Genomic DNA, 18,988 nt, shown 5'->3' with positions numbered 1-18,988 from the left:
AACACAATCGAGGAGTACCACCGCATGTCTGACAACCAGGATCTCCGGATCGCAGTGCTCGGCGTCGGCATCATGGGGGCCGATCACGTCGACCGCATCACCAACAAGATCGGCGGTGCCCGCGTCACCGTCGTCAACGACTACTCGCTGGCCCGCGCCGAGGAAATCGCAGCACTGACGCCAGGGGCGCGCGTCGTCGTCGATCCCTTCGATGCCATCGCAGCCGAAGACGTCGACGCCGTTGTTCTCGCAACCCCGGGCCCGACCCATGAGAAGCAGGTTCTTGCCTGCCTCGAAGCGGGCAAGCCTGTTCTCTGCGAAAAGCCGCTGACCACCGACGCGGACAGTTCGCTCGCGATCGTGAAAGCCGAAGCAGCGCTGGGCAAGAAGCTGATCCAGGTCGGCTTCATGCGGCGGTTCGACCACGAATACACCCAGCTCAAGGATTTGATCGACAGCGGCGATCTCGGTCGCCCGCTCGTGGTGCACTGTGCGCATCGTAATCCTGCGGTTCCGAAGGGTTTCGACAGCGCGATGATCGTCAAGGACTCACTCGTCCACGAGGTCGACGTGACGCGTTTCCTGCTCGACGAAGAAATCACCTCCGTCCAGATCATCCGACCGGCCGCGAATTCGCTGGCTCCCGCGGGTATTCAGGACCCGCAGATCGCGATCTTCGAGACCGAGTCAGGCAGGCACGTCGACGCCGAGGTGTTTGTCACCACCGGAGTTGCCTACGAGGTGCGCACCGAAGTTGTCGGCGAACTCGGAAGCGCGATGATCGGACTCGACGTGGGACTGATCCGAAAGACCAAGCCCGGCAACTGGGGTGGGCAGATCACCCCAGGATTCCGCGAACGCTTCGGGCAGGCCTACGACACCGAGTTCGCCCGGTGGATCAAGGCAGTGAAGACGGGCGCCGGCACCGGCAACTACATCGACGGACCAGGTGCTTGGGACGGGTACGCCGCGGCCGCTGTCTGCGCCGCCGGTGTGAAGTCTCTGGAGACGGGTCAGCGCGTCGTCGTGGACATGGTTGCGCGCGACTCTGTGGCCGGAGCTTAGCGATGAAGGTCGCACTCGACCCCACACCTTTCCATCACGATTACTCACTACTCGAGCTACCTCAGGTTGTTGCCGATCTCGGGTACGAGTACCTGCAGCTCACACCGCACGTCGACATGATCCCGTTCTTCAATCACCCGAAAGCCGACGACGCGCTCGTCACCGAGTTCCGGAAGGCCTGCGCGAGTGCGGGAGTCGGCATCGCGTCGGTGCTCCCGGTCCTTCGGTGGTCCGGCCCGGACGAGGACGCTCGCGAAGCAGCCGTGCGCTACTGGAAGCGGGCCATCCAGATCACGGTCGATCTCGGTGTCAACGTCATGAACACCGAATTCTCCGGCCGCCCCGAAAAGGCCGAAGAGTCCGAGCGTGCGTTCTATCGTTCGATGGAGGAACTGGTTCCGATCATCGAACGCGAGGGAATCGACGTCCTGATCGACCCCCACCCGGACGATTTTGTCGAAGACGGACTAGCCGCGATCCGCACGATCCGTGGTGTGAACTCCAAGAACCTCGGCATGGTGATCGTGGCGTGCCACCAATTCCACATGGGTGGGGACCTTCCCGCCATCATGGAGGCCGCCGGCGACATGGTCCGACTCGTTCACGTGGCGGACACCATGGATCATCACCGTTCCCACGGACTGCGCTACATCACCAACCCGCCAGGCAATGCCGTTCGAGTGCATCAGCATCTCAAAATCGGTGACGGAGACGTCAACTGGGACGAATTCTTCGGCGGTCTCGGCAAACTCGGCTTCTACGAACGTGAGAACGCCGTGATGGTGTCGAGCGTCTTCGCCGAGAACGAAAACGCGCACGAGGTTTCCCGGTACCAGCGCGAGACGATGAACGACTACGTCGCCAAGTACACCTCCCCGAACTCCTGAGTCACCAGACCACTAGGAAATACCATGACCAGCACTGATACTCGTGTCATCGCGCACTGGCTGGACGGCAAGCCGTTCGCCGGAACGTCCGAGGACACCGCCACCGTCACCAACCCCGCCACCGGACAGATCACCGGCCGACTGGCCCTGGCGAACCTCGAGGACGCCCGCGCTGTCATCGACGCGGCTGCGGCGGCCTTCCCCGCCTGGCGTGACACCTCACTGGCCCGGCGCACACAGGTACTGTTCAGCTTCCGCGAACTCCTCAACGCTCGCAAAGGTGAACTCGCCGAGATCATCACAGCCGAGCACGGCAAGGTTCTCTCCGACGCCCTCGGCGAAATCAGCCGCGGGCAGGAAGTTGTCGAATTCGCTTGCGGAATACCGCATCTCCTCAAGGGCGGATACACCGAGAATGCATCGACCAAGGTCGACGTCTACTCCATCCGCCAACCCCTCGGCCCCGTCGGCATCATCTCGCCCTTCAACTTTCCCGCGATGGTCCCCATGTGGTTCTTCCCGGTCGCCATTGCCGCCGGGAACACCGTGATTCTCAAGCCCTCGGAGAAGGACCCCACCGCGGCGATCTGGCTCGCCGAACTCTGGGCCGAAGCCGGTCTGCCCCCCGGCGTCTTCAACGTCCTCCAAGGTGACAAGCTCGCCGTCGACGAACTTCTGGAAAACAAAGCAGTCAAAGCGATTTCGTTTGTCGGATCCACCCCCATCGCCCAGTACGTCTATGCCACCGGCACCGCCAACGGCAAACGCGTGCAAGCACTCGGCGGCGCCAAGAACCACGCCATCGTTCTGCCGGACGCCGACCTCGACCTCGCCGCCGACGCAATGGTCAACGCGGGATTCGGCTCCGCGGGTGAACGATGCATGGCGATCTCCGCTCTGGTCGCAGTCGGCGACATCGCCGACGAACTTGTCGCCAAGATCGTCGAACGCACCACTCCCCTCGTCACCGGTGACGGCACAAAGAACTCCGACATGGGTCCGCTCGTCACCAAGGCCCACCGCGACAAGGTCGCCTCATACGTCGATGCAGGCGAGAAGGACGGCGCCACCATCGTGGTCGACGGACGCACAGTCCAGGCCGATGGTGGACCGGACGGCTTCTGGCTTGGGCCCACCCTCATCGACCACGTCACCACCGACATGTCGATCTACACCGACGAAATCTTCGGGCCTGTTCTCTCCGTCGTGCGCGTCGATACCTACGACCAAGCCCTCGAACTGATCAACAACAACCCGTACGGAAACGGCACCGCCATCTTCACCAACGACGGCGGCGCTGCCCGACGCTTCCAGAACGAGGTGGAGGTCGGCATGATCGGCATCAACGTCCCCATCCCGGTTCCCATGGCCTACTACAGCTTCGGCGGCTGGAAGAACAGCCTCTTCGGTGACACCCACGCTCACGGGACAGAAGGTGTTCATTTCTTCACGCGAGGTAAAGCCGTCACCAGTCGCTGGCTCGACCCCAGCCACGGCGGCATCAACCTCGGCTTTCCCGAAAACAGTTAGCCGGCAAGACATCTGTGGCCGAGACTCTCGAAGAGGCTCGGCCACAGATGTTTTCGAGAGGTCTACGTGACCGTGGGGTGGTACGTCAGTACCTGAACTCCGGATTCGTACCGACGATCGTCCTTCAACTCGAGGACGATCTTGTCGGCCGATTCGGGGAACACTCTCCCGCCGGACCCGAGAATGACCGGGAAGACCATCAGACGAAGCTCGTCGACCAGACCGGCCAGCAACAACGCGTGGACGAGCGTCCGACTTCCCGCGACCAGGATCTCGCCGTCGATCTGCTCCTTGAGCTTCGGGACAGATTCCTCGATGGGACCGTCGAGCGCCGTCGAGTTGTTCCATTCGAGCGGTTCGGTCGAACTCGTGACGACGTACTTGGGCATCTCGTTCATCTTGTCCGCAAAGCCTTGGTCGTCCTCGCGCTCGGGCCAGGCACCGGCGAAGCTCTCGTAGGTCCGCCGCCCGAGCAGAAGGACGTCCGCGGCGAGGGTTTCGTCGAGTTTGAACTTCATCTGATCGCCCTCCTGGTACGGAAAGACCCATCCAGTGTGCGCATAACCCGGTTCGCCACCGGGAGCTTCCATCACCATGTCCAAAGACACGAATTCTGTCACCACGATCTTGCCCATACCGATCCCCTGTCGTCAGTGCGTGTGCGCCATTCGAGTAGCCGACTACCCCACTGTTACAGACTCTGCGTGGTGGTGGAACTCATCGGCGGCGATCGTCCACTATGACCGATGTACAAACCGAATCGCCTGTTTTCGATCCCTCTGCTTGCGTCGCGATTCGGACGTTCCCTCAGGTTCGCATACCCTCGTATATCGATGATGTGGCGTCGAAAGTGTGCAGTGGCAGTAGCCGGAACAGTGCTCTCAGGGAGCATTGCGTTTACCGGTGTCGTAGAGACCTCGGGAGTGGCCGGCGCCCAACCGGCCCCGCCGCCGCCCACCACCACCGAAGCGCCGTTCACAACACCCAACACCGACAGCTGCCCTTTCACGAGTAGCCCGGCACCGGCGATCGATCTCTCCGAAGCACCCGCGCCCGGATCTACGGCCCCGACTGCTGTCCCGATTCCGGAAAGCCCTGTCGGTGGAGACAAGCTCGGCGAGTGCGGTGTTGTACTCCCTGACGGCGCTCCCCCGCTCCCGGCGGATATCGCGGCATCCGGATGGGTACTCGCGGACGCCGAAACCGGTGAGGTCCTCGCCGCGAAAGATCCGCACGGTCGCTACCGACCGGCCAGCACCATCAAGATGCTCTTGGCTCTTGTCGCGCTCGACGAACTCGATCTCGACACCGAAATCACCGCAACTGCCGAAGACGCGGACGCTGAAGGTAGCGCTGTCGGCATCGGCAAGGGCGGCAAGTACACCAACCGGCAACTGATGCAGGGTCTGGTCATGGCGTCGGGAAACGATGCCGCGCATGCTCTTGCCCGCCAACTCGGCGGTGACGCTGCAGCCGTGTCGAAAATGAACGCGCTCGCGGCCGAACTCGGCGCCCTCGACACTCGCACGGCAACTCCATCCGGACTCGACGGCCCGGGGATGAGCAGCTCGCCGTACGACCTGGCCGTGATTTTCCATACCGCCCTGCAGAATCCGACGTTTGCCGGTCTGATCCATACCGAGACCGTCGAATTTCCCGGCTTCCCCAAGGATCCGACGATTCCCGACGATCAGGACCGCCCCGGATTCACTCTCGCCAACGACAATCAGCTGCTCTACAACTACGACGGCGCATTGGGCGGCAAGACCGGCTTCACCGACGACGCCCGCCACACGTATGTGGGTGGCGCGGAGCGTAACGGCCGGAAACTACTGGTGACATTGATGGGCGGCGAAGCCAAGCCGATCCGTCCGTGGGAACAAGCTGCCCGTCTACTCGACTACGGATATGCACTCCCCGCGAGCACAACCGTCGGCTCGTTGACGGACCGATCCACCGACGATGCCTCGCCCGAGGTCACTCGCACACCGTCTGCCGCTGCACCAGGCTCGATCTCGGCTGCACCCACCGCTACCGACGCCGAATCCGACACCACTGACCGCATACTCATCGGTGCGGTCGGCGGAGTAGTGGTGATCGCGCTGGTGGCGGGAGCCGTTGCCCTCAACCGTCGGAGGCGCTAGCGCGGCCGACGACGCATGAAGCCCGAAAGACCCAGGCCGGCAACCGCACCCGTGGCGATCAGCGCAGCCACGCGAGACGGTGAAGCACCGTCACTGACAACGATTCGCGGCGAGATCACTGCGGGATCCGGCGGCGGAACGAACGCCAGGGCCATACTTTCCTTGGTCGTCGCCGCCCACGCCGTGCAGAACAGCAGCATCCGTGACGCCGTGAACACGAACACGAGCAAACCGATGATCGGACCGAATGCCACGCCCGCTGGTCCGTTGGTGACGGCAGCGAGGTAGATCGCACCCACCTGCTTGAAGATCTCGAACACAATCGCGGCGATAACCGCTGCCTGCGCAGCGCTACGCAGCGTGACAGGCTCGCGCGGCAGCCGGGCGATAACCCACAGGAACACCGCCCACGTCGCCAGGAGTGAGAGCAACAGTGAAACAACTCTGAGCCCCACGCCGACACCGGTGATGTTCTCGAGGTTGAGCCATTTCACGATCTGAGTCGCAACCGGCCCACTGCTCAGCGCCGACATTCCCAGTGAGACGACCATGGCGAGAGCCAGACCGACGAGGGCCCCTGCGTCACCAAGTTTGGTACGTACGAACCCCTTGGGCTCGCGCTTGCTCTCCCACATCGCCGTCAGCGCGTCGCGAACATTTGCCATCCAACCGAGACCCGCGTACGCAGCACCCAGGAGGCCGAAGATTCCGACGCTCGCGCGCGAGTCGATGGCCGAATCGATCAGCGTGTTGATGGTGTCACCCAAGCTGCCCGGAATGCTCTTGGTGATCTGCTCCTGAATCGACTCCAGGTACTCGGGATGCCCGGCCAATACGAAACCGGCCACTGCAAACGCGACCATCATGATCGGAATCAACGCGAGAACGCTGAAGTACGTGATACCAGCAGCGTAATAGTCGCCTTTTTGCTCTTGAAACCGTCCGGCCGCGCGAACCAGATGATCGAGCCAGGGTCGCGCTGCCCGTTGCTTCTCGAGGAAGCTCGGTGCGTCGTCGTCCGTGTCAGCCATTGCCGTCCCCCTCATGTTCGGTCAGGCGTCGTGAGTCCGAATTCGCGTAAGTCAGCCCTTCGGTGCCAGGAATCCGACCTTGTCATAGACAGCGGCGAGAGTGCGTGAAGACACCTCACGGGCGCGGTGCGCTCCGGCCGCGATGATGCGATCCAGCTCTGCCTCGTCGGCGAGGTAACCGTCGACCTTCGCCTTGAGTGGGGTGACGAACTCGGTCAGCACGTCAGCGGTATCGGTCTTGAGGTCGCCGTACCCCTTGCCCTCGTAACCGGCCACCAGAGTCTCGATCGGTACTCCCGAGAGAGCCGACTGAATGGTGAGCAGGTTGCTGACGCCCGGCTTGGCCTGCGGGTCGAAACGAATCTCGCGCTCATTGTCGGTGACGGCCGACTTGATCTTCTTCGCCGACACCTTCGGATCGTCGAGCAGATTGATCAGTCCGGCCGCACTGGCGGCGGACTTGCTCATCTTCGCGGTTGGATCCTGCAGGTCGTAGATCTTTGCCGTGCCCTTGATGATCTGCGGCTCGGGAACGACGAACGCCTTGCCGTAGCGGGTGTTGAACCGGCCGGCCAGATCGCGTGCGAGTTCGAGGTGCTGACGCTGATCCTCACCCACGGGGACTCGCTGCGGGCGGTACAGAAGGATGTCCGCGGCCATCAGAACCGGATACGTGAACAAGCCGACACTGGCGTTGTCGCTGCCTTGCTTGGCGGACTTGTCCTTGAACTGCGTCATACGACTGGCTTCACCGAAACCGGTGATGCAGTTCAGGACCCACGCCAACTGTGCGTGCTCGGGAACCTGACTCTGCACGAACAGCGTCGCCCGATCCGGATCGATCCCCACCGCAAGGAGCTGAGCCACCGCAACCTTGGTGCGACGACGCAATTCCTTCGGGTCCTGCGTCACCGTGATGGCGTGAAGATCCGGAATGAAGTAGAAAGCGTCGAAATCGTCCTGCAACGGAACCCACTGCTGCAGCGCACCCAGGTAGTTGCCGAGGTGGAAAGAATCCGACGTCGGCTGGATTCCGGAAAGCACGCGAGGCTTTGCGGTGGGCTTCTGTTCTGCAGGGGTCGACATGGTTCCGATCTTTTCACGAGTGGAAATCAGTGCAGTGGCGTGGTGCCCGGGTAGTCGAGTTCGACGAGGTCTTCACCGTGGGCGGTGAGGTCCTCCGCACCGAACTGGTAGACGGTCCGGAAAACGACGGGTTCCCATTCTTCGGCGTAGAAGTCCATCGTTTCGCAGAACCACTCCAACTGATCCTGTTGCTCGGACAGTAGAGAACCCGCGCCTCGGACCACAACTACATATCCGGCGCCGAGTCCGAGGACGTCGTCGAGATCGCGCATGACATCGTCGAAAGCGTCTTTGTTTCGTCCGAAGTGGGACGGAAACTGGAAGGCTGCCGCGAACTCGTCGAAGACCTGCGCCGTTGTTCGCATGTTCTCGCCGCGAACCACCCGAACGACAAAATTCTCGGCACGGAGTTGACGTGCAAGATCATCTGCAACGGCCGGGTCGCTCTGCAGGGCCACCGAAGCCACATCCGAAGACGGATCCAGCCACTGCGCCACGCTGACCGTAGACGAGTCGGACATCAGCGAATCCTCACAAACGTGTCGTAGTGATCGAGGGTGTACCACGCCGAACCGTCGTTGCCGGTGACGATTCGCTCGGCGTCGCGTCCTTGGCCGTTCTTCTTCGGGTTCACGTCCCATTCCTGATAGACGACACGTCCGCCACCGGCACCGACAGCGGGTAGACGTCCTTCGCTGTTGCGGAAGGTGATGCCGCCCTTGGTGCCCGGCGCATTGGCGGAATCCGGCCACCGTCCGGCGTCGATCTCCACCAGCGTGGCGAGCACTCGCGCCGGCGCATCGCTGTTCGTCTGCTGCGTTGTCTTGACAGCGGAGCTCGAGGGCACGGAACTCGACGGCGCAGCCTTGGTGGTAGCACCCGGCTTGGCTTGACCACTCGAGGACTGAACGCTCGAGGACTTCGTACCCGACGACGCCGAACTGTCGGAGTCACGTGAAGAAAGGGTGACCGCCAGTACGAGCGCAACCACCGCCACCACGACGGTGATGATGGCGTTGCGCGTCTTTGCGCTCGGCATTTTCAGACCTTCAGACATACGCGTCTCTATCGGTACGAGACGGTGACAGGCGCATGATCCGACCAACGGAGGTCGTAGGACTCAGCGCGTTCCACGAGCGCGACCTTGGCCCGCTCGGCGTATCCGCGAGTGGCAACCTGGTAATCGATACGCCAACCCGAATCGTTGTCGAATGCCTTTCCGCGGTACGACCACCACGAGTACGGGCCGTCGACACCCGGATGGAGGGTGCGGAAGACGTCCACCCACGCGGAATCTTCGGCGAACAGCAGATCCATCCAGGCGCGCTCCTCGGGGAGGAATCCCGAGGACTTCTTGTTGGTCTTCCAGTTCTTGAGGTCGAGTTCGGTGTGCGCGATGTTCCAATCGCCGCTGACCACCACGTGACGATCGGCAGCCTCGGCCGCCGCAGCGGTGGTAGCGAGGTGAACTGCGAAGGACGCCATGAACCGCTCCTTCTCCTCCTGCTTCGGCGTGAGCGCCTCACCGGAGGGCAGGTACAGGCTCGCGACGGTCAGATCCGCGAAGTCGGCTTCGATGTATCGACCGGCGTCGAGAAACTCGTCGTCCCCGTGACCGATCCGCACCGCGTCAGGTTCCGTGCGTGAGAGCACCGCGACTCCGTTGCGTCCCTTCGCGGACGGCTCGGCGGAGACGAGGAACCATCCGTTGCCGAGCGCTGGTTCGAGAGTCTCGCGAAGCTGATCGTCCGACGCACGCGTTTCCTGAAGGCAGATGAAATCCGCCGACGTCTTCTCCAGCCAGTCGAGCATGCCCTTGCGGGCAGCTGCTCGAACGCCGTTGACGTTCACGGACGTGATGGTGTGGGGCGCGAGAATGTGGGAGTCAGCAGTTTGTGGCACGGCAAGCACCGTAGCCGATTCCACCGACGCGGATGGGCGCCCAGGTCAGCGCGCGGCCCTACGCTGCAGAATCACCGCTACCGCCAGCACGACGAGACCCGCGACGGCCAGCAACGACCCCACCGCTGCCGGCGCGGTGTACCCGTAACCGGCTGCGATGACGACGCCGCCGATCCACGCTCCGAAGGCGTTGGCGATGTTGAGTGCGGCGTGATTGAGAGACGCGGCCAAGGTCTGAGCATCCTCGGCGACATCCATCAACCGTGTCTGGAGGCCAGGCACCATCGACGACCCGGCGAGCCCGATGAGGAAGACGAAGATCAGTGCCGTGTACGGATTGCGCACGGCGATCACGAAGACCGCGAGGATCACAACGAGGGATCCCATCGACAGGAACAAGCCCTTCATCAGTGCGCGATCCGCGAGGTATCCACCGACGAAGTTGCCGGCCACCATGCCCAGTCCGTACAGCATGAGTGCGAGGGGAATGAACGAAGCGCCAAGCCCGGACACGTCGGTGAGAGTCGTACTGATGTAGGTGTAGACGGCAAACATCCCGCCGAATCCGACCATGCCCACGATCAAGGTCATCCACACCTGAACGCGGCCCAGTGCCCCGAGTTCGGTGATCGGATTCGTCACCGGCATACCGTCCAACCGCGGAATCCAGACGAAAAGCGAAGCAACCGTTGCCACTCCGATCACCGCAACCAAGGCGAAGGCGCTGCGCCAGCCGAGTGCCTGGCCGATCCAGGCCGCGACCGGCACACCGATCACGTTGGCCACGGAAAGACCCATCATCACCATCGCGACGGCCTTCGCGCGTTTTCCCGGTTCGGCCAGGTGAGCTGCGACCAGTGCGGCGACTCCGAAGTAGGCGCCGTGCGGCAATCCGGCGACGAAGCGGGCCATCATCAGCGTCGTGTACGAGGGCGCGAAAACCGAAGCGGCATTGCCGACGGTGAACGCGACCATGAGTGCGATCAACAGGGTGCGGCGCGGAACCCGTGCGGTGAGTGCAGCGATCAGTGGAGCACCGACGACAACCCCGAGCGCGTATGCCGAGATCACGTGGCCCGCGATGGGTTCCGAGACACCGAGCCCGGTTGCCATTTCCGGGAGCAATCCCATGGCGACGAACTCGGTGGTGCCGATACCGAAACCGCCGAGGGCAAGAGCGAGCATCGCCGGACCTCTGGCGGAACGAACCCCGGGTGTCGAGGTGTCAGAAAGGGAGAGGGTAGACGAAGTCACTGATCAATTGTGGTCTCACACCTGGTTGAACTTCCAAGTGAGAGCGGGTGAGTTCACTCACTTGAGACCGCGAACACAAATGGGACGCCCGGTTTCCCAGACGTCCCATTTGACAGGTGAAGCGGTGAATCTACTTCGCGGCCATGGCCTTCTGCAGGTTCACGTCGAGCGCGCCGAGGAACTCCTCGGTGGTCAGGTAGCCCTGATCGCCGCCGACCAGCATCGAGAGGTCCTTGGTCATCTGGCCGCTTTCGACGGTCTTGATGACAACGTCTTCGAGCGCCTGCGCGAAGCCGATGACCTCAGGGGTGCTGTCGAGCTTGCCACGATGCTCGAGCCCGCGGGTCCACGCGAAGATGGACGCGATCGGGTTGGTCGAGGTGGGCTTGCCCTGCTGGTGCTGACGGTAGTGACGCGTCACGGTGCCGTGAGCAGCCTCTGCCTCACAGGTCTTTCCGTCCGGTGTCAGCAGAACCGACGTCATGAGGCCGAGCGAACCGAAGCCCTGGGCCACGGTGTCGGACTGGACGTCGCCGTCGTAGTTCTTGCATGCCCAGACGTATCCGCCCTCCCACTTGAGTGCGGAAGCGACCATGTCGTCGATGAGGCGGTGCTCGTAGGTCAGACCTGCAGCATCGAACTCAGCCTTGAACTCGGTCTCGTAGACGTGCTGGAAGATGTCCTTGAAGGCACCGTCGTACGCCTTGAGAATGGTGTTCTTGGTGGACAGGTACACCGGGTAGTTCTGCTGCAGTCCGTAGGTGAGCGACGCGCGAGCGAAGTCACGGATGGACGTGGTGAAGTTGTACTGCCCCTGGACGACGCCGCCCTCTTCGGGGAAGTTGACCAGTTCGTGCTCGATCGGTGCGCTGCCGTCCTCAGGCGTGTAGGTGATCATCACCTTGCCGGGGCCGGGGACCTTGAAGTCTGTGGCGCGGTACTGGTCGCCGAATGCGTGACGGCCGATGATGATCGGCTTGGTCCAGCCCGGAACGAGTCGCGGAACGTTGGAGATGATGATCGGTGCGCGGAAGATCGTGCCGCCGAGAATGTTGCGGATCGTTCCGTTCGGGGAACGCCACATCTTCTTGAGACCGAATTCCTCGACACGTGCCTCGTCCGGCGTGATCGTGGCGCATTTGACGCCGACGCCGTGCTTCTGGATCGCGTGCGCTGCGTCGATGGTGACCTGGTCGTCGGTCTCGTCGCGGTACTCGATACCGAGGTCGTAGTACTCGAGGTTCACATCGAGATACGGATGGATCAACTTGTCTTTGATGAACTGCCAGATAATGCGCGTCATCTCATCGCCGTCGAGTTCGACGACGGTGCCCTCAACCTTGATTTTGGACATGGGTGCTTCGCGTCCTCCTAGGAAGTTTCCCTGGTTACACGGTTGCGGTCACACTTTGTGAGTGGGTCCGCGAACGGTTCGATTATCAAACCTAGACGGTGTGGACTGATCTCGGGAGATGAGTCCCAAACAAGACAAGCGTACTGCTAACCCGTGAGGCCGCAACCGGCAGGTCCACTCATCGGTCTCTACTCGCGAGTAACTTTTGCCTGCTAGTGGGCTGCGTCGCCCTGCCTCGCGTGCGGTTGCGGCTCACATTTCGCCCCGTGTCAGGACTGCGCTCACTTCCCGGTAGAATCCGACTTGGTCATGAGTGCCAGCGTCAAGCCCCGGCTCGCTGGACGGCAACCCTCCAACCGCGGTGGGGTGCCCCGGGTGATGACCAGGTTTCCCGACGTGGATCTGCTCGCGCAGTTCCACCGCAATTCGGGTGACAAGCGCGGGTCCGACAGGGACGGACCCCAGACCGGGCCGAGCCCCACGGAGGTATTTCAGTATGTGTCGCACTTGTAGATAGACCCCAGCACGGGGCGGCGATCATTCGCCCCCGTCCGACATCTATCCGTCAGACCACTGGAGTGAACAGATCATGACCGACAACACAGCCGACGCCGCAGCAACTTCGGATCCGACCGCCAACTGGTCGTTCGAGACCAAGCAGGTCCACGCCGGACAAACAGCGGACACCGCCACAAATGCGCGCGCTCTGCCGATCTACCAGACCACCAGCTACGTCTTCGACAGCACCGATCACGCTGCTGCACTGTTCGGCCTCGCCGAGCCGGGCAACATCTACACGCGGATCATGAATCCCACACAAGACGCCGTCGAGCAGCGCATCGCTGCCCTCGAAGGCGGAGTCGCCGCACTCCTCCTCTCCTCGGGTCAGGCCGCCGAGACCATCGCGATCCTCAACATCGCCGAGGCCGGCGACCACATCGTCTCCAGCCCGTACCTGTACGGCGGCACGTACAACCTCCTGCATTACACCCTTCGTAAGCTGGGCATCGAAGTCACGTTCGTCGAGGATCCCGACAATCTCGAGCAGTGGCGCGAAGCCATTCGCCCGAACACGAAGGCGTTCTACGGCGAAACGATCGCCAATCCGAAGAACCACATCCTCGACCTACCCGGTATCTCGTCACTGGCCCACGAGAACGGTCTTCCGTTGATCGTGGACAACACAGTCGCGACGCCGTACCTGCTTCGCCCACTCGAACACGGCGCCGACATCGTCGTTCACTCCGCCACCAAATACCTTGGTGGACACGGCACCGCGATCGCCGGCGTCATCGTCGACGGTGGCACTTTCGACTGGACGCAGGGTCGCCACACGAACTTCACGACGCCTGATCCCAGCTACCACGGCGTCACCTTCGCGGACCTCGGCGCGCCGGCGTTCGCACTCAAGGCCCGCGTCCAACTGCTGCGCGATCTCGGTTCCGCCGTGGCGCCGTTCAACGCGTTCCTCATCGCGCAGGGTATCGAAACCTTGAGCCTGCGCATCGAGCGCCACGTATCCAATGCACAGAAGGTCGCCGAATTCCTCGACGGTCACGTCGAGGTGGCCTCCGTTTCCTACGCGGGACTTCCCTCCTCGCCATGGTTCGAACGTGGAAAGCAGCTGACGCCCAAGGGAACCGGCGCCATCGTCACCTTCGAGCTGCCCGGCGGTATCGATGCGGGCAAGACATTCGTCAACGCCCTGACGCTGCACAGCCACGTCGCCAACATCGGTGACGTTCGCTCACTCGTCATCCACCCCGCGTCGACGACACACTCGCAGCTCACCCCCGAAGAGCAGCTCGCCTCCGGTGTCACACCCGGGCTCGTCCGCCTCGCGGTCGGCATCGAAGGAATCGACGACATCCTCGCCGATCTCACCGTCGGCCTGGCAGCGGTGGCAAACTCGTGACCGTGAACGAATTGGAGCCCAGGATCGACCTCCTGCCCCCACCCGACGGCCAGGTGGGGTTCGTCGACATCGGTGCCTTGGAACTCGAGAGCGGCGCGGTGCTCCCATCGGTTTCGCTCGCCGTTCAGCGGTGGGGTGAGCTTTCCCCGAACCGCGACAACGTCGTACTCGTCGAGCACGCACTGACCGGAGACTCACACGTCACCGGACCGATCTCCGCGAATCAGCCCTCCCCCGGCTGGTGGAACGGGATGGTCGGCCCCGGCGAACCGATCGACACCGGCGAATGGTGCGTCATCGCAACCAATGTCCTCGGTGGTTGTCGCGGCACGACCGGTCCCAGTTCGCCGGCCGACGACGGCAAGCCGTGGGGCAGCAGGTTCCCGGAGATCTCCATCCGGGATCAGATCGCGGCGGAGAAGAAGCTCGTCGATCTCCTCGGGATCGACCAGTTGGCCTCGGTAGTCGGCGGATCCATGGGGGGCATGCGCACCCTCGAATGGGCAGTTACCTACCCGGACGGCATTCGCTCCGCGTTGGTTCTCGCAACCGGTTCACGGGCCACTGCAGATCAGATCGGCACCCAGACGACGCAGATCGCTGCCATCGTCTCCGATCCGGATTGGCAGGGCGGTGACTACCACGGAACGGGGCGGGCACCTCGCACCGGACTCGGCATCGCCCGTCGCATCGCGCACCTGACGTACCGCACCGAGTCCGAACTGGACGCGCGCTTCGAGAACTCCGCTCAGAACGACGAAAATCCTTGGAACGGTGGACGATACGCCGTACAGAGTTACCTGGAACATCAGGCAGACAAGCTGGTCGACCGCTTCGACCCGAGCACGTACGTCCTCCTGACCGAGGCCATGAACCGGCACGACATCGGTCGTGGACGCGGCGGTGTTGCGGCGGCGTTGGCATCGATCACGGCACCGGTCGTGGTGGGCGGCGTCGACTCGGATCGGCTGTATCCCCTTCGCTTGCAGGAGGAGATCGCCGACGGAATTTCCACGTGCAGCGGCCTCGAGATTCTCAAGTCCAAGGACGGCCACGACGGCTTCCTGACGGAGGCGGACGCCGTCGCCGGACTGCTTCGCCGAACGATGGAGTTCGCACGTACGGCTCGCTGATTCGGCACAGAGCCACGTTTTCAGGATTCGTCAATGTCGGGAAAACCACAGCTGATCTGCGGGTTTTCCCGACATTCTCATTGGCGAACGTGAGCCGGCGCGGCTAGCATCGGCGAACGTGAATCAGCCATGCTCGACGCGCCTGCAGGCTACGTACATTCCCGAGCACATGTCCTTCGCGTTCTGGGGTGACGCAGACCCGGCAGCGCGGCTGTCGGCACTGGGGATGCCGACCGGGTCGCCGGGCGTGTGCAGGCTTGCGATCCCGGTCGACGAGTCGATCACAGCAACCGACGTCGGAGCGCAACTGCTCGACCTCACCACCGCGATCGACGCGTTCCACAACCTCGATGCTGGTCGCGGCGACCTCGGATCGTCGCTGCTCGCGTGGAAGCGCGTCATCGACACCGGCGCACATGACATTCCGACCGCAGCGCATGCCGCTATCGAGCGCGACGACACGAAGATCCGAAGCGCCGAGTCCACGGTGCGGTTGTTCACGGATGCGCGTACAGCCGTGGACAGCCTTCGCCGAGCAAAGATTCAGGCGACTCTTCGCCCGTATCAAATGCAGGGAGTTGCCTGGCTGACGGCTCTGTCGGGTTCGGGTGGTGGGATCTTGGCCGACGAGATGGGTTTGGGTAAGACACTGCAAGCGATTTCGATGATCGCGATCCGCGCCGGCGACGGTCCGCATCTGGTTGTGTGTCCCACCTCGGTGATAGGAAACTGGCGCCGCGAGATCGAGCGATTCGCTCCGCATCTGCCACTGCGCGTTCATCACGGGGCCGCCCGTGCACTTCCCACTCGTATCCCCGCCGGCACTACGGTTCTGACCAGCTACAGCGTCTTGCGTTCCGACGCAGCCCAATTGGCCCCGGTCCATTGGAGTTCAGTGGTCTTCGACGAGGCGCAACAGATCAAGAACCCCGCTTCCCTCGCCGCGAAAGCAGCAATGCAGTTGTCGGCGGACGTCAAGGTAGCGATGACCGGCACGCCGGTGGAGAACCGTCTCGAAGAATTGTGGTCGCTCTTTCGCGTCGCCAATCCCGACGTCCTCGGAACTCGCGCACGGTTTCGTCAACGCTTTGCCGTACCGATCGAATCCGGTCGATCGGCCACCGCGGCGACCAGGCTTGCCGCGGTCATCGATCCCTTCATTCTGCGCAGAACCAAAGACACAGTGGCCAAGGATCTTCCGCCCAAGCAGTTCTCCACGGTCTCGTGCACTCTGACGTCTGAACAGGCGCGCATCTACCGGTCGGCAGTTGCCGATGCTTTCGACTCCGGATTGGGCACGGGAATTGCCCGGCGTGGCAACATCCTTGCGCTTCTGACCACTCTCAAGCAGGTATGCAATCACCCGGCGCAGGTCACCGGCGATACGGACGACCTCTACGGAAGATCCGGAAAGCTCGACCGCGCAACGGAAATGATCGCCGAGATCGTCGACGACGGCGATCACGCGCTGATATTCACGCAGTACCGGACGATGGGCGAGATGCTCTCGCGACACCTGGGAGCCGAACTGGGTATCGGTGCCGTGCCTTTCCTCCACGGCGGCCTGAGCACCGACAAACGAGACGCGATGGTCGACGCGTTCCAGAACGAGACGGATTCACCACCGGTTCTGATTCTGAGCTTGCGCGCCGCCGGCTTCGGCCTCAACCTCACGCGCGCAAGTCATGTCGTGCACTTCGACCGGTGGTGGAACCCAGCCGTCGAGGATCAAGCAACCGACCGGGCACACCGCATCGGCCAGAAACGCACCGTCAACGTCCACACCTTGGTGACGGGCGGTACCGTGGAGGATCACATCGCAGCGATGCACGAGTCCAAACGAGCTGTGGCCGATGCTGTCTCCGGGAACGTCGAGGCCGCCCTGGCAGATCTTCCCGACACCGAACTGCGTGAACTTCTCGAACTCGACGGCGCGGTGATCATCTGATGGCCAACGAATTCGGCGTCACCGCTTGGGGTCGGGCGTGGCTGCGCACAGTGGAGCGGACAGCGGCATCCGGTCCGAACCCGTCCCTGCCGACAGCTCGAACCCTCGCACGCAACGGGTCGGTGGAATTCACCGCGGTCTCATCGGGGACCGTCGTCGCCGAGGTGAGCACCAAAGCAAAAACCTCGTCGGTGACGATTGGTGTCCCACTGTGGACCAAATCCGAAATCGCTGCAGTGAAGAGCCTTCTCCGCTCGGCTGGCAAGGCCAACAGATCCGTCTCCACCGGCGAACTACCGGACAGCGTCGTCACCGAACTGCAGGCTCGAAATATCGCAGTAGCCGTTGATCTTTCGGAGTGTACTGCCAGCTGCGACTGCTCAGGCCGACGCTCGCCGTGCGTTCACCATCTCGCCGCAATCTACGCCCTGGCCGGGCGAATCGACGAGGAACCGGTCCTCGCAGTGACGCTGCGAAGTGCACCGGACAAGGCCGGAAAGAAGTCGGCATCCACTCAGTCACCGGAGTGGATCCCCTTGAGCGACATCAACATCCGCTCGTTCTACGGGAACTGACCTTCTCAGTCGGTACCGAGCGGATCGATGGTCAGGGCGAGCGTCGCGATCAGCACACCCATAACGCCCATCGCCGCAGTGTCGAAGACCCTTCCACGCACCGCGAGCAACCCCACACGGTTCTCGGGAACGAACCACCGAGCGGCAGCTCCGATGATGACGGCAACACCGAAGACGAGGGCGCCGCGGCGCCACCGGTCGGCCAGCACGAGAACCACGGCCGCCGCGATCACGGCGAGGACCGCGAGCATGGGCAGATTCTTCTTCGCGAGGCCGACCAGTGAGGACATCGGACTCAGACTCCGGCCAGAACCCGCTCGGCGCGCTCGACCACGTTGGTGATCAGGAACGCGCGGGTCAGCGGTCCGACACCACCGGGGTTGGGTGAGACGAAGCCGGCGACCTCGCTGACGTCGGCTGCGACGTCGCCGCGCAGGCCGTCGTCGGTGCGACTGACGCCGACGTCGAGGACCGCTGCCCCGGGCTTGACCATGTCTGCGGTGATGAGGCCGGGAACGCCTGCGGCAGCGACGATGATGTCGGCGCGGCGAACCTCGGCCGCGAGATCGCGGGTACCGGTGTGGCAGAGCGTGACCGTCGCGTTCTCGCTACGACGCGTCAGCAGCAATCCGATCGGGCGACCGACTGTGACGCCTCGTCCGACTACCACCACGTGTGCGCCTGCAATAGGGACCTCGTAGCGGCGCAGGAGATGCAGGATTCCACGCGGGGTGCACGGCAGCGGGGCTTCCTTGCCCAACACCAGTCGACCGAGGTTGACCGGGTGCAAGCCGTCGGCGTCCTTGTCGGGGTCGATGCGCTCGAGGGCTGCGTTCTCGTCAAGGTGCTTGGGAAGCGGCAACTGCACGATGTAGCCGGTGCACTCGGGATTGGCATTGAGCTCGTCGATCGTCGCGTTGAGCTGCTCCTGCGTGATGTCGGCAGGCAGGTCGCGTCGCAAAGAATTGATGCCGACCTTGGCGCAGTCGTTGTGCTTGCCGCGCACGTACGCCGCGGATCCGGGGTCGTCGCCCACCAGGATGGTGCCCAAGCCGGGTGTGATGCCCTCTGCCTTCAGAGCGCTCACCCGCACCTTCAGGTCTTCGAAGATTTCGTCGCGGGTAGCTTTGCCGTCGAGGATCGTTGCAGTCACGGCGACCATTG

Annotated in this window: 18 protein-coding genes and 1 riboswitch; of the genes, 8 read left to right on the top strand and 10 right to left on the bottom strand. The window is 62.9% G+C overall.

The window, feature by feature from the left end; all coding sequences use genetic code 11:
* Positions 1-24 precede the first annotated feature (24 nt).
* The 3 genes from BH682_RS10055 to BH682_RS10045 are packed head-to-tail and all read left to right on the top strand — an operon-like array spanning position 25 to position 3,482.
* Complete coding sequence (locus tag BH682_RS10055; RefSeq protein ID WP_075832787.1) at positions 25-1,065, top strand: Gfo/Idh/MocA family protein; 1,041 nt, start codon at positions 25-27, stop codon at positions 1,063-1,065.
* A 2-nt stretch (positions 1,066-1,067) separates the two neighbouring features.
* The gene (locus BH682_RS10050; RefSeq protein WP_007727374.1) at positions 1,068-1,952 is read left to right on the top strand and encodes a sugar phosphate isomerase/epimerase family protein; all 885 of its coding nucleotides are present in this window, start codon (positions 1,068-1,070) and stop codon (positions 1,950-1,952) included.
* Between the two features lie 24 nt (positions 1,953-1,976).
* Positions 1,977-3,482, top strand: coding sequence for a CoA-acylating methylmalonate-semialdehyde dehydrogenase (locus BH682_RS10045; protein WP_003941032.1), 1,506 nt, complete (start codon positions 1,977-1,979; stop codon positions 3,480-3,482).
* Positions 3,483-3,544: 62 nt separating this feature from the next.
* Here the strand turns inward: BH682_RS10045 and BH682_RS10040 are convergent, their stop codons facing one another.
* A complete protein-coding gene (locus BH682_RS10040) occupies positions 3,545-4,117 on the bottom strand; it encodes a dihydrofolate reductase family protein (RefSeq protein ID WP_003940686.1) in 573 nt (190 codons plus the stop codon).
* Positions 4,118-4,315: 198 nt separating this feature from the next.
* Here BH682_RS10040 and BH682_RS10035 point away from each other — a divergent pair, with 198 nt between their 5' ends.
* Complete coding sequence (locus BH682_RS10035) at positions 4,316-5,626, top strand: D-alanyl-D-alanine carboxypeptidase family protein (RefSeq protein WP_083954748.1); 1,311 nt, start codon at positions 4,316-4,318, stop codon at positions 5,624-5,626.
* Here BH682_RS10035 and yhjD read toward each other — a convergent pair.
* The 7 genes from yhjD to BH682_RS10000 form a co-directional block, all read right to left on the bottom strand.
* Entirely contained in the window at positions 5,623-6,657 is a 1,035-nt protein-coding gene (gene yhjD / locus BH682_RS10030) for an inner membrane protein YhjD (RefSeq protein ID WP_007727380.1), read from the bottom strand. The two genes, BH682_RS10035 and yhjD, sit on opposite strands and share 4 nt — an antisense overlap.
* Before the next feature lie 51 nt (positions 6,658-6,708).
* Complete coding sequence (gene trpS / locus BH682_RS10025) at positions 6,709-7,743, bottom strand: tryptophan--tRNA ligase (protein WP_003941025.1); 1,035 nt, start codon at positions 7,741-7,743, stop codon at positions 6,709-6,711.
* A 26-nt stretch (positions 7,744-7,769) separates the two neighbouring features.
* The gene (locus tag BH682_RS10020; protein ID WP_030535081.1) at positions 7,770-8,264 is read right to left on the bottom strand and encodes a barstar family protein; all 495 of its coding nucleotides are present in this window, start codon (positions 8,262-8,264) and stop codon (positions 7,770-7,772) included.
* The gene (locus tag BH682_RS10015) at positions 8,264-8,782 is read right to left on the bottom strand and encodes a ribonuclease domain-containing protein (protein ID WP_075835223.1); all 519 of its coding nucleotides are present in this window, start codon (positions 8,780-8,782) and stop codon (positions 8,264-8,266) included. The genes BH682_RS10020 and BH682_RS10015 overlap by 1 nt, the downstream gene beginning before the upstream one ends.
* A gap of 26 nt (positions 8,783-8,808) precedes the next feature.
* Positions 8,809-9,654 (bottom strand): exodeoxyribonuclease III, encoded by an 846-nt coding sequence (locus BH682_RS10010; protein ID WP_080726638.1) that lies wholly within the window; start codon positions 9,652-9,654, stop codon positions 8,809-8,811.
* Between the two features lie 36 nt (positions 9,655-9,690).
* Positions 9,691-10,830, bottom strand: coding sequence for an MFS transporter (locus BH682_RS10005; protein WP_075832786.1), 1,140 nt, complete (start codon positions 10,828-10,830; stop codon positions 9,691-9,693).
* 199 nt (positions 10,831-11,029) lie between these two features.
* Positions 11,030-12,253, bottom strand: a complete 1,224-nt coding sequence (locus BH682_RS10000) for an NADP-dependent isocitrate dehydrogenase (RefSeq protein WP_003940772.1) — start codon at positions 12,251-12,253, stop codon at positions 11,030-11,032.
* Positions 12,254-12,558: 305 nt separating this feature from the next.
* Positions 12,559-12,699, top strand: a riboswitch (SAM riboswitch).
* 143 nt (positions 12,700-12,842) lie between these two features.
* On the opposite strand from BH682_RS10000, the gene BH682_RS09995 reads away from it, so the two are divergent.
* The 4 genes from BH682_RS09995 (at position 12,843) to BH682_RS09980 (ending at position 17,824) form a co-directional block, all read left to right on the top strand.
* Positions 12,843-14,168, top strand: a complete 1,326-nt coding sequence (locus BH682_RS09995; protein WP_007727392.1) for a bifunctional o-acetylhomoserine/o-acetylserine sulfhydrylase — start codon at positions 12,843-12,845, stop codon at positions 14,166-14,168.
* The gene (metX, locus tag BH682_RS09990; RefSeq protein WP_007727395.1) at positions 14,165-15,301 is read left to right on the top strand and encodes a homoserine O-acetyltransferase MetX; all 1,137 of its coding nucleotides are present in this window, start codon (positions 14,165-14,167) and stop codon (positions 15,299-15,301) included. The genes BH682_RS09995 and metX overlap by 4 nt, the downstream gene beginning before the upstream one ends.
* Positions 15,302-15,419: 118 nt before the next feature.
* Entirely contained in the window at positions 15,420-17,249 is a 1,830-nt protein-coding gene (locus BH682_RS09985; protein WP_223304436.1) for a DEAD/DEAH box helicase, read from the top strand.
* Positions 17,249-17,824: a hypothetical protein gene (locus BH682_RS09980; protein WP_075832784.1), complete on the top strand. Its 576-nt coding sequence runs from the start codon at positions 17,249-17,251 to the stop codon at positions 17,822-17,824. Before BH682_RS09985 ends, BH682_RS09980 begins: the two co-directional genes overlap by 1 nt.
* Positions 17,825-17,829: 5 nt before the next feature.
* On the opposite strand, the gene BH682_RS09975 is transcribed toward BH682_RS09980, so the two are convergent.
* The gene (locus BH682_RS09975; protein WP_003940740.1) at positions 17,830-18,114 is read right to left on the bottom strand and encodes a DUF3017 domain-containing protein; all 285 of its coding nucleotides are present in this window, start codon (positions 18,112-18,114) and stop codon (positions 17,830-17,832) included.
* A 5-nt stretch (positions 18,115-18,119) separates the two neighbouring features.
* A complete protein-coding gene (locus BH682_RS09970; protein ID WP_174519480.1) occupies positions 18,120-18,977 on the bottom strand; it encodes a bifunctional methylenetetrahydrofolate dehydrogenase/methenyltetrahydrofolate cyclohydrolase in 858 nt (285 codons plus the stop codon).
* Positions 18,978-18,988 lie beyond the last annotated feature (11 nt).

It is taken from the genome of Rhodococcus sp. YL-1, assembly GCF_001942025.1.
GTDB lineage: Bacteria > Actinomycetota > Actinomycetes > Mycobacteriales > Mycobacteriaceae > Rhodococcus_F > Rhodococcus_F qingshengii.
Note: the sequence above shows the minus strand (reverse complement) of the source record. Positions and strands in the feature narration are given on the sequence as shown.